Genomic DNA, 14,152 nt, shown 5'->3' on the forward strand with positions numbered 1-14,152 from the left:
ATCATTAAATTGTTTCGACTTTCCACTCACCTGCAACATTCACCAATTGGTGTGTTGCATTAGGAACTGAGTTTAAATCGTCGTTACCCAATAACTGAATTACACTTAAACCTTGTTTACGAGCCGTCTCAATCGCATCAAGCAAATCAGGAGCTGTTCCCTTCGGCGCAACCACTTTTTCAATCTGTTGATGTTGCCCGGCACTTAAAACATATAAGTCACAAGAGAAACCTGTTGCTGGGCGCGCTCGTCCAAAATGTTCACCAATACCATCATAACGACCACCTTGTGCCAATGGTGCTGCACGGTTTGGTGCATATACGGCATACATTAAACCAGTGTGATAATGGTATGAACGAAGTTCTACCACATCAATCCCGATGTTGAGATTTGGCCAACGTGCTTGAATTTCGGTATATGTTGTTTTAAGTACATCAAAAGCATGTTTGAATGCTTCGTCCGCAAAAATTTCTGTACTAATATGCGTTTGCAAAGCATCTAAGTCACTTGCATAACGACCTAAAGCATAAAAATCAGCGCCATATTTTAATTCTTGCGTAAACTCAGCAAGTTCTGGTAACGCTTTACGTTGATATAAGTCTGACAACTGACGTTCTGTTGACTTATTTAAACCTGCAAGCTTGACCAAACTTCTAAATAGCCCAACATGCCCTAAATCAAGATGGATACCATCCACCATACCCGCTGTTTTAATCAGATTAAGCATGACGTCGATCATTTCAACATCAGCATCAATACTATCTGAACCAAATAATTCCGCACCAAGTTGTAAAGGTGCTCTCGTGGTATTAAAACCTTGTGGTTTAGTATGAAGTACTGTTCCTGCATAGCAGTAACGCGCCACACCTTGTACTTGATGTACATGGGCATCGATACGAGCCACTTGTGGTGTCATATCGGCACGCACACCAAGCAAACGACCAGAAAGTTGGTCGATGACTTTAAAAGTGGCTAGGTCTAAATCTTGATTCGATTCGGAAAGAGAAGAAAGTGATTCGATGTATTCGATGAATGGCGTATACACCAGCTGATAACCTCGGGATGCGAGGAAATCTAAAGCTTTACGGCGCAATTGTTCAATTACTTGCGCTTGCTCTGGTAATACATCAGCTACACCATCAGGTAATAACCATGTCTCTGAAATGGGCATGTTGTAAACCTAAATCCTGTCAGCGCGGAAGTAATCCGCATAAAAAAATCGGGAACACACCCGATTTCTCTTATTTTAGCACGATCATCCGCACCATGCATTAATAAAATAACTTTTGATTAATAAATTGCTAACAAGTATACAACTTACAGCAAAGTTAGAAACTGCAGCTTAAACTAAACACAATAGTTTGTATTTATTTAAATTTTCATTTTAAAGCCGATTGCTTTTTGCACTGTTCAAAATATAATTCATTTGCATAGAAAAGCATCACCAACATCAACATCAACATCAACATCAACATCAACATCAACATCAACATCAACATCACTTAAATATTAAAATCGGGGAACGCATGGAACTTCATAGCAACATTTATTACAAACACCCAAATCCAAACCTTATGCTAAAACTGGATGAATTATTTAAAGCACATCAAGGGGATCAGGATAGATTTATGACTTCTGCGGTTGAGATCAACCCAGAGATGGGACATGAACTGGCTGAAGATCTTTTAAATACTGTGGACAATGTTGAGTTTGACTTAGGTCCTGAGTCAATAAGTAGGATAGATGGTTATTCAATTGCCCATTTTGTACATGGTTCTTCAGGTGACGAATTTGTTGAAGCAATTGTGCTTTTCTTAAAATCTCTACTTGATGAGATTGATGTACGTGCGTGGGGATGCGGTGATGATGACCCGTGGGAATTCTGGTTTAAATTCGAAGAAGATGAATTAATTCGTGAAGACGACGAACCATTTAACGACCCAGAAGAAGATGAGGAAATTAAATCCTCAATCTATACATGGTGGCATGCAGGATTGCCTGAAAAAATTAAAGAAGGTTTTTTAAATCAAGAATAGAAGCTATTTTGATTTAAAATGGGAAATGCAAAAGCGCTATCCTTTTGCACTTCCTTTTATTTTGGTTATTTTAAATAATCATCGATACTGATGACTTGTGAAAACATCTGAAATGCAGATAAACATGCCGTTTGCACATCTTCAGCTTGTACTGTTTTACCAGCATAACTGAGTTGGCGTGTCGCTGTTGCTTCTGCAATGATTACAGGTTGATAACCCAATTCCGCTGCTACGCGAGATGTCGCATCGACACACATATGCGTCATCATTCCGCTAATAACCAAACGCTCTACTTTAAGCTGATCAAGCACTTGCTTTAAGTTCGTTTGAAAGAAACTGTTAGGATAGTGCTTTTCAATGATGATTGGGTTTTGATTGATCTGCAAGCCAGCATGCAATTCAGCACCCTCTGTTCCCTCTTGAAAAAAAGTTGCTTGCGCTTGTTTGGCAATATGTTGAATATAAATAATCGGTTGAGCATTTTTGATAAAATCAGCTTCCAATCGATTGATATTTGTTAAAGCTTGTTCTGCACCAAACAACGCCATCTTGCCTTGTGGAAAATAATCATTTTGAACATCAATCACCAATAAAGCAGTACGACTCATTTTCATTCTCACTGTTCTGTTGAAGTTTTTATAAGATTAAGCAAAATATCTAGCAGTTTGCAGACTCTCGTGAAAGAATAAATGTCTGACTACTTTCAAACTGAAAAAAGTTTAATTGCCCATGTTGCCAAATGACCCAATCGATCTAAAAATTTTAAAGATTCTAAAAACTGACTCTAGACTCAGTAATAAAGACATTGGACAATTGGTTCACCGTACAGGGCAAGCCGTTGGTAGTCGTATCGCCCGAATGCAAGACGAAGGTACAATTCAAAAATACACCATTGCTTTAAATCATCCAACGACTCAGTTTATCCGAGTAATGATGCAAAATAATGATTTTGAAAAGTTTGAAGCATTTGTTATGCAGTTTGAAGCGATCGAAAGTTGTTATAAAGTCTGCGGTTCTGCTTGCTATATGTTAGTGGCTCACTTTGACAGTCAAGCAATCAATCACTTTATCGAACAACTGTCCGAATGGGGACAATATTCGGTTGATAGTGTGGTAAAAACAATAGAACCATAAATTTAACTGTTTTTTACTAAAATTATGTAAGAATAAACCAATGAAATCTCAAGAAAAAAATCAGCAACAACACAGTAAGTTTCTCAGCTTAGTACTTAGACATCAACCAGAAACCATTGGAATCCAACTAGACTCCGAAGGTTGGACTGATGTACAGATACTTTTACAGCAATTGATTAAACATCACCACCCTCTTAAATTAGATGCACTTATTCAAATTGTTGAAAGCAGTGATAAAAAACGTTTTCAGCTTTCAAATGATCACTGCAAAATCCGTGCAGTACAAGGTCATTCTAGTACGCAAGTTAAACGTGATTATATCGCTATCACACCACCCAATACACTTTTTCATGGTACGGCAACACGCTTTGTCGACAGTATTTTAGATCAAGGTTTAATGTCTGGTGAACGACATCATGTGCATTTGTCCGCCGATCAAATTACTGCGGCTCAAGTTGGCAAACGGCATGGCAAAGTGTTTATTTTTCAGATTGATACTCAACAAATGCATCAAGATGGCTATCATTTTTATCAAGCAGAAAATGGCGTTTGGCTCACTGAACATGTTCCTGTAAAATATTTACGCCAATTCGTACACTCCGACTAACCATTAATCCAATGGCAAACTCGTGGTTAGTTTGATTTTTTGCAAAGGGATTTCAGTTTTTACATTCTGAATTCCTGATATTTTATTAAGATGATTGATTTGAAACTTTCGATAAGCTTCTAAATCAGAAACAACGATACGTAAGAAAAAATCACAATCGCCTGCCATCAATTGGCACTCTACGATCTGAGGAATATTCATAATCGAATCGATAAAACGGTTTACGGTTTGCTCATCCTGACTTTTCAACCAAATTCGAGCAAACACCGTCAAACTGAGATTGACTTTTTGCGGGTTTACCAAAGCCACATATCGGTCAATGATCCCTTCATCTTCAAGTTGTTTTACTCGTCTTAAACATGGGGAAGCGGATAATCCGATCTGCTCGGCTAACTCATTATTCTGCAACTTACCGTTTTGCTGTAAAGCGCGCAAAATACGACGATCTGTTTGGTCTAATTTCATAAAACCAGCCTTAGTATATAAATTTAAAAAATAACATATTTCAGCAATATTATTGCAAAATAAATTTTACAAGCAGAAAATTTAGAGAAAAATAGCCTATCAAGTGGCATAAAATAAACAAACACCGTATTTTCGACTTTGAGCTTCTCATGTTAAGTTTTAAAAACGCCGCAGCAGAACTGAATGATTCTATTGATTTCAGAGAATTTTTACGCGGTCTTAAAACATCCATTCCGATGTTATTAGGGATTATCCCTTTTGCCTTGGTACTGGGAACTCAAGCTGCTCAAAAAGGTTTCTCTGCTTTAGAAGTCCCTCTTCTTACAGGACTTAATTTTGCCGGTGGTTCAGAATTTGCCATTATTGAAGTATGGACCCAACCACCACAACTTCTTTTTCTGATCTTAATCACGTTTTTGGTGAATAGTCGCCATATTTTAATGGGCGCTAGTTTAGCACCTTATATTCGACATTTGCCCAACCGTAAAGCTTTGCCTTTGTTATTTTTTATGTGTGATGAAAGTTGGGCTTTAAGCATTACCGATGCCCACAAACAAAATCCACGAAATCCCTATGCAGGCTTTAGTGTTTTCTTTTATATCGGACTCTGCTTTGCACTTTATGTTATGTGGGTTAGCTTCACCACGCTTGGTGTTGGTATTGGCTCTTTTCTTGGAGATGTTACCAAATTTGGTTTTGACATGGCTTTTCCGGCTGTATGCTTAGTGCTTTTACGTGGAATGTGGAAAGGCTTTAAACCCGCATTACCTTGGTTGGTTAGCCTCATCGCTGCCACTTTGGCTTATTACTTTTTACCCAAAGGATGGTACGTTTTGGTGGGTTCTATTTCAGGAATTATTGCTGCCTTCTTGTTTATTGGAGATGACGAATGATTCATATGACCACCTTTATCGCGATTCTATGTGTTGGATTGACCACATATTCAACCAGAGTTTTAGGCTATTTGTTGTTAAAAAATCGACAGCTCAGTAAAAGAACCACACGGATTTTGCAAGTCATTCCAGGTTGCGTACTTGTTTCTGTCATCGCACCATATTTTGTTTCTGATCATCCAGCGAATTTAGTTGCAATTGCCGTAACCATACTGGCTGCTTGTTATTTGTCTTTACTTCCTACTGTAATGATCAGTATTGTCGCCACAGCGATGTTGAGATACTTGATCGCATAAAGTATCTCAACTGTTTGCGAGCATGATTTACCCATCCATCTCTACTTTCTTGAGCAAATTAAGGCTGTTTACTTTGTTGAAGTATTTTAATCAGTTCAGCATTTTGAAACTCAACTTGAGTCAAACGATTAGAGGTATTGTCCAAGACCTCTTGTTGTACATGCATCTTTTTTGCTAAATCCTGCATAATTTGTAATGTTTGTTTAAGATGATTCTCCTGTGATTGAATCAAATGTTCTTGGTGATTGGTTCGCTCAATTAAGGTGATATTTTGCTTATTCAACTTCCCCATTTGCCAAACCATAAAAATAATTGCCAAATAGACAATCACCAAAGTGATATACATAAAAAACATCATCATTCCCCAATTATAAGATGTGATCTATCATTATTTTATCTTTATTTCAGCACGTTAAAAGTGATGAATTCTCATCGTGTTGCATGCATTGTTATCACACACGCATCAGTGAATGTTCAATAGAATGATTCACACAGATCAAGCAAGCGATTCGCATAGCCCCATTCATTATCATACCAAGCAAAAACCTTAGCCTGCTGTCCTACAACAAGTGTTTGGGTGAGATCAACAATCAATGAATAAGGTGAATGATTAAAATCACTTGAAACCAATAGTTCATCTGTCACGGACATAATTTCCGCATAATCATATTTTGCAGCTTGAACCAAAGTTTGATTAATCAAATGCGTCGTCATCGCTGACTTTGCAACAAAGCTTAAATCAATTGCAGCCACATTAATGGTCGGTACCCGAATTGAAAAACCATCAATTCGATTTTCCATTTTTGGCATGACTTGCTTCAATGCACCCAGCGCTGAAGATGTGGTAGGAATTATGTTTTGACCTGAAGCTCTTGCACGACGCAAATCACGATGAGCATGATCCAATACCGATTGATCCGCTGTAACCGCGTGAATTTCTGTCATCAAGGCACTTTCTATACCAAAAGCATCATCAATAATTTTGACCAATGGCACCAACGCCTGTGTGGTACAAGACACACTGGAAATGATTTGGTCAGAGGCTTTGACTTCATGGTGATTAACACCATATACGATTGCAGCATCAACAGTATCAAATGGTGCAGCACCAACAATGACACGCTTAGCCCCAGCAATTAAATGCTGTGTTGCAGCCGCTCTAGAACGAAATAGACCCGTACATTCTAAAACAACATTAATATCCAATTCTTTCCAAGGCAACAGTGCTGGATTTTCTTGTCTTAAAATCAGAACTTTAAGTTTTATCTGACGAGCATCAATAGACATATAAAGCTGTCCATTTTCTTCAACAATATTGACTGCACCATCGAAACGTCCGTGAGTGGTATCATATTTAAATAAATGAACCAATGTTTCAACGTCTGCGATATCATTGATGGCAACAATTTCAAAATGAAAGTTCTTCGGATTTTCAAACCAAGCTCTTAATACATTTCGCCCAATCCGCCCGAATCCGTTTATTGCCACACGTTGCATCAGATGTCCTTTTACAGCCAAACTACCATAATCAGTTATATGGTATAAGATTTATGGTCACTACTGTTAATATATAGCTGACTTTAGCAAGAAAAATTTCGAAAACAATAGAATTTAAAACATCATTGGATAAAAAAATGTATTCATCTTTGCTCACCATGACTTTTATGCGGCATCTATTTTATTTTTGCTGTATTGCGATATGTATTTTTATATTGATTCCTTTCAGTTATGCCCAACAAATGAATATTCAAAATACTTATTCACGATGCAGCGAAACACAGACTCAGCAATTGCTTGATCAACTTAACCTAATTTCATCACAACACAGCGATACACGCTATCCAACATTTGAGACCTGTATCGAGCTGGATCAAAATCTGCAATTGATCGCAGTTAGTCAACCACTTCCTCTGTCGTCTGGGTATCCAGATTACGACTTAAATCTTTACTTAATTGACAATACATCTGAAAAAATTCTAAATCACTATCATTATCCGATGACGATTACTTCAGATATCGGTCAGTATGAAAACTTACAATTTGATATTCATCACTTTTCTACAGACTATGCCACACCCGTTATTGGTCTGGCTTTAACCTACAAGCATTTAGGCAGGATCGACAAAACAATACGTGAAATAAAGTTATTCAAAATCAACAATCACCAACTGCAATTGGTTTTAGATAAATTTATGACGAATTACTCAGGTAGCGAAAGACCGTCTATGTGTGAAAATAATCAACAAATCGAGACTCAAATATTACTCCACCCATTAAAACAAAACAGTCACGGTTTAGCAGATATTCAACTCACTGAAAAAACAGAGCGCATAACACTTGACGAAAAAAATTGTAGTACCCATCGTATTGTCAAAAAGCAACGTCATATCATGAAATTTGATGGTAAAGAATATCGTTTTAAACATCTTAAATTTTTAGACTTTGGAATTTAATTAGATTTTGAACTTTTAAAGATGAGCGTATGAAAATATTACAGATTTACCTTGGCATGGCATTGGTTTACATTTCAGGAAACTTATTTGCAGCCCCCTATCAACGTTGCTCAGAACAACAGCAACAACAATTGATTGACCAATTTAAATTGGTCAATCAGCGTTTTGCCAATACAGATGCTGAAACATATCAAAGCTGTATCAATTTGGACAATGCACAAAGAATTCACTTGATCGCCATTAGCCAGCCAATTGATTATAAATCTTATGATGACATGGAACATGATCTGAATTTATATCTAATTGATTCTTCACAGCATAAAATTCTGCAAAAGTATAAAGCACCAGAAACCTTTTACTCAGATGCCGATCATTATGATGGTGCACAACTACATACCACCCGTTTTTCAACATTAAATGATATTGATGTCGTGGGTGTTGAAACCTCATCGTCGCATCAAGGTGGTTTCACTTATAGCCACAGTAATTTAACTTTATTTAAAGTTAATCCTAAACACCCCATTAAAGAAATTGGCGGTATCAGCATGAATGAAAGCGGCTATGAACGAATTGGAAACTGTTCAGAAAACAGTAATTCAGAAGTCAGACGCATCCTTATTTTATCAAATAAGATTACACATGGCTTACAGGACATCATTTTAAAAGAAACCAAAAATCAGACCAAAACCAACTACAAAACCTGCACTTCGGTGAAAAAACAATATAAGCAACAACAAACGCTTAAATTTAATGGTCAAGTATATAAATTTCAACATCATAACTTTTTAAGTATTGATCCTTTTTAATTTGCGTTAAATGTTGTAATGACAATGTAGGGGTATTTTAAATTTTGTAGAATTTAAAACCTATTTGGACCAAAGTCGCAATTGTATAGAAAAACCAATAATTCACCTTAAAATCATTGGTGGAGCGTGTATTTTCCGTTATACTTTGGCGTTTTTAAAAATTAAGCCTGTGTGCAGACTGAGCAATAAAATTAGACTCAGTGACACACTTTTAGCCAATATGAAAATTGAGGAGTGACTTGGTTGTGAGTACTCGTTTTATGACTACTGCTGAAATACGTGAAGCATTTTTGCGTTACTTTGAATCGCAAGGACATACACGTGTCGCGTCGAGCTCACTTGTACCCGCCAATGACCCTACTCTGCTGTTTACCAATGCCGGCATGAATCAGTTTAAGGATTGTTTCCTTGGTCTAGAAAAACGCGACTATGTTCGTGCAACAACTTCACAAAAATGTGTACGTGCAGGTGGTAAGCATAACGACTTGGATAATGTGGGTTATACAGCACGTCACCACACTTTCTTTGAAATGTTAGGTAACTTTTCTTTTGGTGATTACTTTAAGCATGATGCTATTCGTTTTGCTTGGGATTTCCTAACAGGTGAAGAATGGTTAGCCCTTCCAAAAGACAAACTCTATGCCACTGTTTATCATACAGATGACGAAGCTTTTGATATTTGGAACAAAGAAATCGGTCTAGATGCTAGCCGTATCATCCGTATTGGTGACAATAAAGGCGAGAAATACGCATCTGATAACTTCTGGGCGATGGGTGATACAGGTCCTTGTGGTCCTTGCTCTGAAATTTTCTTTGATCATGGCGATCATATCTGGGGTGGCTTACCTGGCACACCTGAAGAAGACGGTGACCGTTTTATCGAAATTTGGAATAACGTCTTTATGCAGTTTAACCGTACTGCTGATGGCGTCTTGCACAATCTTCCTGCGCCATCTGTCGATACAGGTATGGGCTTAGAGCGTATTTCTGCTGTTTTACAACATGTCAATTCAAACTACGAAATTGACTTGTTCCAAAACTTATTGAAATCTGCAGCTGAAATCATCGGCGTAGATATGAGCCAAGCTCAAGCTGAGGCTCAGACTCAAAATAAACCAATTGAATACCCAGCTTCGCTTAAAGTTGTTGCAGATCATGCACGTTCATGCTGTTTCTTGATTGCTGATGGTGTAAATCCATCCAATGAAGGACGCGGTTATGTGTTGCGTCGTATTATTCGTCGTGCTGTACGCCATGGTAATAAAATGGGCGCAACAGGTACTTTCTTCTACAAAATGTTGCAACCACTCATTGATGTGATGGGTGAAGCTTATCCTGAATTGGTTGAGCGTCGTCAAGTCATTGAAAATGCTTTGATTCGTGAAGAAGAGTTGTTTGCAAAAACACTTGAACAAGGTTTGAAATTACTTGAAGGTGAATTAGCAAACCTGAAAGGTAAAATTATCCCAGGTGAGACTGTCTTTAAACTTTACGATACTTATGGCTTCCCAACTGACTTAACTGCAGATATTGCACGTGAACGTGAACTCGAAATTGATGAAGCAGGTTTTGAAGTTGAAATGGCTGCACAGCGTCAACGTGCACGTGAAGCAGGCAAATTTGCAGTTGATTACAACAGCATTGTAAAAGTAGATAGCGAAACTCAGTTTGACGGCTATGACGCAACTCAGGGTCAGGGACAAATTGTTGCGATCTATAAAGATGGTGTTCAAGTTGACGAAGTCGTTGAAGGTGATGAAGCATTGATCGTGCTGAACCAAACACCATTCTATGCAGAAAGCGGTGGTCAAATTGGTGACACAGGTATCTTCAAAAATGAAACCGGTATTTTTGAAGTTCAAGATACCAAAAAATCAGGTAATGCATTTGTTCATCAAGGTATTGTCACTGTAGGCAATCTAAAAGCAACACAGAGCGTTGAAGCTATTGTGAAAGCTGACATCCGTGACGCGACTGCACGTAACCACTCTGCCACTCACCTTTTACATGCTGCATTGCGTCAAATTTTAGGTGAACATGTTCAGCAAAAAGGTTCATTGGTTGCCTCTGATCTTTTACGTTTTGACTTTGCCAATGACCAACCTGTGAGCTTCGAACAACTGCAACAAGTTGAACGTTTAGTGAACCTTGAAATTATTGCCAATACTGCTGTATCTACAGAACTTCTCGGCATCGAAGCAGCCAAAGATAAAGGCGCAATGATGTTGTTTGGTGAAAAGTATGGCGATGAAGTTCGTGTACTGTCTATGGGCTCACTGAAAGATGATAAAAATTTCTCGATCGAGCTGTGTGGTGGTATCCATGTAAAACGTACAGGTGATATTGGTTTATTCAAAATCACTTCTGAAGGTGGTGTTGCTGCGGGTGTACGTCGTATTGAAGCTGTTACAGGCACGAAAGCACTGGAAGTAGTACAAAAAGTAGATGCCGATATTTTACATATCAATGATCTACTGAAAGCCCAAAAAGACCAAACTGTTGAGAAAGTTGAAGCAGCGGTTGAAAATGCGCATCAACTGCAAAAACAAATCGAACAATTGAATCAAAAATTGGCGAACTTCCAAGCTTCTGACTTGATCAATCAAGTGACAGAAATTGCTGGTCGTCAAACACTTATTGCCACAGTTCAAGGACAAGATGCGAAGTCAGTTCGCCATCTTCATGACAGTGTCAAATCTAAATTAGAGAATGCAGTAATCGTGCTTGCAGGTGTTGAAGGCGACAAAGTGAGCCTGATCGCATCTGTAGCAAAAGATTTCACTGCAAATCTAAAAGCAGGTGACATCATCAAACACTTAGCAACTGAGCTTGGTGGTAAAGGTGGTGGTAAACCTGACTTAGCACAAGGTGGCGCGCCACTAAACGAGAAGTTTGAACAAGTGATGACAGATTTAACTGCATGGCTTGCTCAAAAATAAAACTTCACCTTTTGTGTAACTGACTCTAATGCCAATTAGAGTCATGGCTTATATGGAACAACTATGGCATTAATCGTTCAAAAATATGGCGGTACTTCTATGGGTACTCCCGAGCGCATTTTAAATGTTGCTCGTCGTGTAAAGCGTTGGCATGACCACGGCCACAAGGTTGTAGTGGTTGTATCAGCAATGAGTGGTGAAACCAACCGCTTATTAGCTTTAGCGAAAGCCATTACCGAAACCCCTGATCCTCGTGAATTAGACCAAATGGTGTCAACGGGTGAACAGGTAACGATTTCAATGTTAGCAATGGCGCTCAATTCAATTGGTGTTGAAGCTAAGTCACTTACAGGTCGCCAAGTTGGGATTAAAACCGACAGCGCATTTACCAAAGCACGTATTGAAGCGATTGATACTGATGTAATGACCGGTCACTTAGATGCAGGTCGTGTCATTGTTGTTGCTGGCTTCCAAGGTTTTGATGCTGATGGTAATACAACAACTTTAGGTCGTGGTGGTTCAGATACATCTGGCGTTGCATTGGCTGCTGCCTTGAAAGCAGATGAGTGTCAAATTTATACTGATGTTGATGGTGTATATACCACTGACCCACGTGTTGCACCTAAAGCCAAAAAAGTTGATCGCATTTCATTTGAAGAAATGCTTGAAATGGCATCTCTTGGTTCTAAAGTTCTACAAATTCGCTCAGTTGAATTTGCAGGTAAATACCAAGTGCCTTTACGCGTGTTATCAAGCTTTGATAATGACAATGATGGCGCATTCGACGAAGACTTTAAAAAGAATGTCGGAACACTAATCACCACTGAAGCGGAAGACAGTATGGAACAGCCAATTATTTCTGGTATCGCATTTAACCGTGACGAAGCTAAATTAACAATTTTAGGTGTACCTGATGAACCAGGTATTGCTTCAAAAATTTTATCGCCTGTTGGTGCTGCAAACGTTGAAGTGGATATGATTATCCAAAACGTTGAAGAAGACGGTACGACTGATTTCACATTTACAGTAAATCGTGGTGAACTTAAAAAAGCCAAAGCAATTTTAGAAGAAACTGCAACAGCAATTGGCGCACGTGAAGTTGCAACACGTGACGATATCGTCAAGGTTTCTATCGTTGGCGTGGGTATGCGTTCACACGCAGGTGTTGCGAGTAAAATGTTTACAGCACTTGCAGATGAAGGGATCAATATTTTAATGATCTCAACATCTGAAATTAAAATTTCTGTGATTATTGAAGAAAATTATTTAGAACTTGCGGTACGTTCTCTTCACACAGCGTTCGGTTTAGACCGTGAACATGGCGAATCGAGTGCGCGTGCGTAATTTTTGATCAAATATAGCAACTTATTCGCTGTTTTGACCAAGAAAAAATCAGAGCCACTATAGTGTTTTCTATAGTGGCTCTGTTATATTAGTTTTTGAGGTTTTAAAAAATTTCAACGGAGGGGTGAGAAAGTGAAAAACTTGTCACATTATTCTGTTAAAATTATCGGTGCTATTTAAAGTTGTGTTTTCTATTTTTTTAGAAATTCATCGCAGGTTTAGCGTTTAAGCAAGGAGATAAACATGCTGATTCTGACCCGTCGTGTCGGAGAAACTTTGATGATTGGGGATCAAGTCAGTGTTACTGTGCTTGGTGTTAAAGGCAATCAAGTTCGTATTGGTGTGAATGCACCAAAAGAAGTTTCTGTACATCGCGAAGAAATTTATCAACGTATTCAACATGAACGTGCTATGCACGAACATTTGCAACATATTGATCAAGATTATCAACCTTCTTTTGAAGATGATAATTCGCAAAACACATATAATCGTTAAGATTATAAATGTTTTGAAATATAAAGCGGCTTATATAGCCGCTTTAAATTTATTTGAACCACTGGTAAAAAACTTTGTGCTTATTCAAGACCTAAAGCTTTTTTTACGGGTGAATAACTACGTCGGTGTTGATCAATAACCCCGTGTTCTGCAATAGCATCAAAATGTGCCTTTGTTGGATAGCCTTTATGCTTTGCAAAACCAAATTGTGGATATTGCTTGTCTAAATCTACCATTTCATGATCACGGGTCACTTTTGCCAAAATACTGGCAGCACTGATTTCAGCATGTAACGCATCACCTCCTACCACAGCGTCACAGCTCATGTTTAAGCCTTTCGGAACTTTGTTCCCATCAACCAATACATGCTCAGGAACAAGCTTTAATGCTTCTACAGCACGTCGCATTGCCAACAATGAAGCTTGCAAGATGTTTAACTCATCAATTTCTTGATGTGTTGCTTCAGCTATCGCCCAAGCAAGTGCTTTTTCTTTAATCTCAATAAACAACTTTTCACGTTTCTTTTCAGTCAGTTTTTTTGAATCATTTAATCCTTCTATCGGATTATTTGGATCTAAAATAACAGCTGCAGCAACAACTGATCCAACCAATGGACCTCTGCCTGCTTCATCAACTCCAGCAACTAACATCGTCTTTCCTATCAAATCCATAGCTAAATTATTA

16 protein-coding genes are annotated in these 14,152 nt (G+C 38.2%); 10 read left to right on the plus strand and 6 right to left on the minus strand.

The window, feature by feature from the left end; genetic code table 11:
- Window positions 1–4: 4 nt before the first annotated feature.
- On the minus strand, window positions 5–1,171 hold the full coding sequence (locus TOL5_RS12915; protein ID WP_100885011.1) for an ATP phosphoribosyltransferase regulatory subunit: 1,167 nt from the start codon (window positions 1,169–1,171) through the stop codon (window positions 5–7).
- 355 nt (window positions 1,172–1,526) lie between these two features.
- Here TOL5_RS12915 and TOL5_RS12920 point away from each other — a divergent pair, with 355 nt between their 5' ends.
- The gene (locus TOL5_RS12920) at window positions 1,527–2,036 is read left to right on the plus strand and encodes a hypothetical protein (protein ID WP_151781318.1); all 510 of its coding nucleotides are present in this window, start codon (window positions 1,527–1,529) and stop codon (window positions 2,034–2,036) included.
- 65 nt (window positions 2,037–2,101) lie between these two features.
- Here TOL5_RS12920 and TOL5_RS12925 read toward each other — a convergent pair whose 3' ends face one another.
- Window positions 2,102–2,644, minus strand: a complete 543-nt coding sequence (locus tag TOL5_RS12925; RefSeq protein WP_151781319.1) for a cysteine hydrolase family protein — start codon at window positions 2,642–2,644, stop codon at window positions 2,102–2,104.
- Window positions 2,645–2,765: 121 nt separating this feature from the next.
- Between TOL5_RS12925 and TOL5_RS12930 the strand changes: the two genes are divergently transcribed.
- Window positions 2,766–3,170, plus strand: coding sequence for an Lrp/AsnC family transcriptional regulator (locus tag TOL5_RS12930; RefSeq protein WP_005029494.1), 405 nt, complete (start codon window positions 2,766–2,768; stop codon window positions 3,168–3,170).
- A 40-nt stretch (window positions 3,171–3,210) separates the two neighbouring features.
- On the plus strand, window positions 3,211–3,777 hold the full coding sequence (locus tag TOL5_RS12935) for an RNA 2'-phosphotransferase (RefSeq protein WP_121775328.1): 567 nt from the start codon (window positions 3,211–3,213) through the stop codon (window positions 3,775–3,777).
- A gap of 3 nt (window positions 3,778–3,780) precedes the next feature.
- Here TOL5_RS12935 and TOL5_RS12940 read toward each other — a convergent pair whose 3' ends face one another.
- Entirely contained in the window at window positions 3,781–4,242 is a 462-nt protein-coding gene (locus tag TOL5_RS12940) for an Lrp/AsnC family transcriptional regulator (protein ID WP_151713551.1), read from the minus strand.
- Between the two features lie 149 nt (window positions 4,243–4,391).
- Between TOL5_RS12940 and TOL5_RS12945 the strand changes: the two genes are divergently transcribed.
- Both TOL5_RS12945 and TOL5_RS12950 read left to right on the plus strand, forming a co-directional pair.
- The gene (locus tag TOL5_RS12945; protein ID WP_121775330.1) at window positions 4,392–5,135 is read left to right on the plus strand and encodes an AzlC family ABC transporter permease; all 744 of its coding nucleotides are present in this window, start codon (window positions 4,392–4,394) and stop codon (window positions 5,133–5,135) included.
- Window positions 5,132–5,431, plus strand: coding sequence for an AzlD family protein (locus tag TOL5_RS12950; protein WP_004831172.1), 300 nt, complete (start codon window positions 5,132–5,134; stop codon window positions 5,429–5,431). The genes TOL5_RS12945 and TOL5_RS12950 overlap by 4 nt, the downstream gene beginning before the upstream one ends.
- A gap of 58 nt (window positions 5,432–5,489) precedes the next feature.
- On the opposite strand, the gene TOL5_RS12955 is transcribed toward TOL5_RS12950, so the two are convergent.
- Complete coding sequence (locus TOL5_RS12955; RefSeq protein ID WP_004831174.1) at window positions 5,490–5,786, minus strand: hypothetical protein; 297 nt, start codon at window positions 5,784–5,786, stop codon at window positions 5,490–5,492.
- 119 nt (window positions 5,787–5,905) lie between these two features.
- Window positions 5,906–6,928: a type I glyceraldehyde-3-phosphate dehydrogenase gene (locus TOL5_RS12960; RefSeq protein ID WP_005029503.1), complete on the minus strand. Its 1,023-nt coding sequence runs from the start codon at window positions 6,926–6,928 to the stop codon at window positions 5,906–5,908.
- A gap of 137 nt (window positions 6,929–7,065) precedes the next feature.
- Between TOL5_RS12960 and TOL5_RS12965 the strand changes: the two genes are divergently transcribed.
- The 5 genes from TOL5_RS12965 (at window position 7,066) to csrA (ending at window position 13,468) form a co-directional block, all read left to right on the plus strand.
- The gene (locus tag TOL5_RS12965) at window positions 7,066–7,884 is read left to right on the plus strand and encodes a hypothetical protein (RefSeq protein WP_042089570.1); all 819 of its coding nucleotides are present in this window, start codon (window positions 7,066–7,068) and stop codon (window positions 7,882–7,884) included.
- Between the two features lie 29 nt (window positions 7,885–7,913).
- The gene (locus tag TOL5_RS12970; protein WP_004831177.1) at window positions 7,914–8,690 is read left to right on the plus strand and encodes a hypothetical protein; all 777 of its coding nucleotides are present in this window, start codon (window positions 7,914–7,916) and stop codon (window positions 8,688–8,690) included.
- Between the two features lie 245 nt (window positions 8,691–8,935).
- Window positions 8,936–11,629: an alanine--tRNA ligase gene (gene alaS, locus TOL5_RS12975; RefSeq protein WP_171496515.1), complete on the plus strand. Its 2,694-nt coding sequence runs from the start codon at window positions 8,936–8,938 to the stop codon at window positions 11,627–11,629.
- A gap of 63 nt (window positions 11,630–11,692) precedes the next feature.
- On the plus strand, window positions 11,693–12,973 hold the full coding sequence (locus TOL5_RS12980) for an aspartate kinase (protein WP_004831179.1): 1,281 nt from the start codon (window positions 11,693–11,695) through the stop codon (window positions 12,971–12,973).
- A 243-nt stretch (window positions 12,974–13,216) separates the two neighbouring features.
- Complete coding sequence (csrA, locus tag TOL5_RS12985; protein WP_004721174.1) at window positions 13,217–13,468, plus strand: carbon storage regulator CsrA; 252 nt, start codon at window positions 13,217–13,219, stop codon at window positions 13,466–13,468.
- 80 nt (window positions 13,469–13,548) lie between these two features.
- Here csrA and rnhB read toward each other — a convergent pair whose 3' ends face one another.
- The gene (gene rnhB, locus TOL5_RS12990; RefSeq protein ID WP_151781321.1) at window positions 13,549–14,118 is read right to left on the minus strand and encodes a ribonuclease HII; all 570 of its coding nucleotides are present in this window, start codon (window positions 14,116–14,118) and stop codon (window positions 13,549–13,551) included.
- Window positions 14,119–14,152 lie beyond the last annotated feature (34 nt).

Source organism: Acinetobacter sp. Tol 5 (assembly GCF_019702905.1).
GTDB classification, from domain to species: domain Bacteria; phylum Pseudomonadota; class Gammaproteobacteria; order Pseudomonadales; family Moraxellaceae; genus Acinetobacter; species Acinetobacter bereziniae.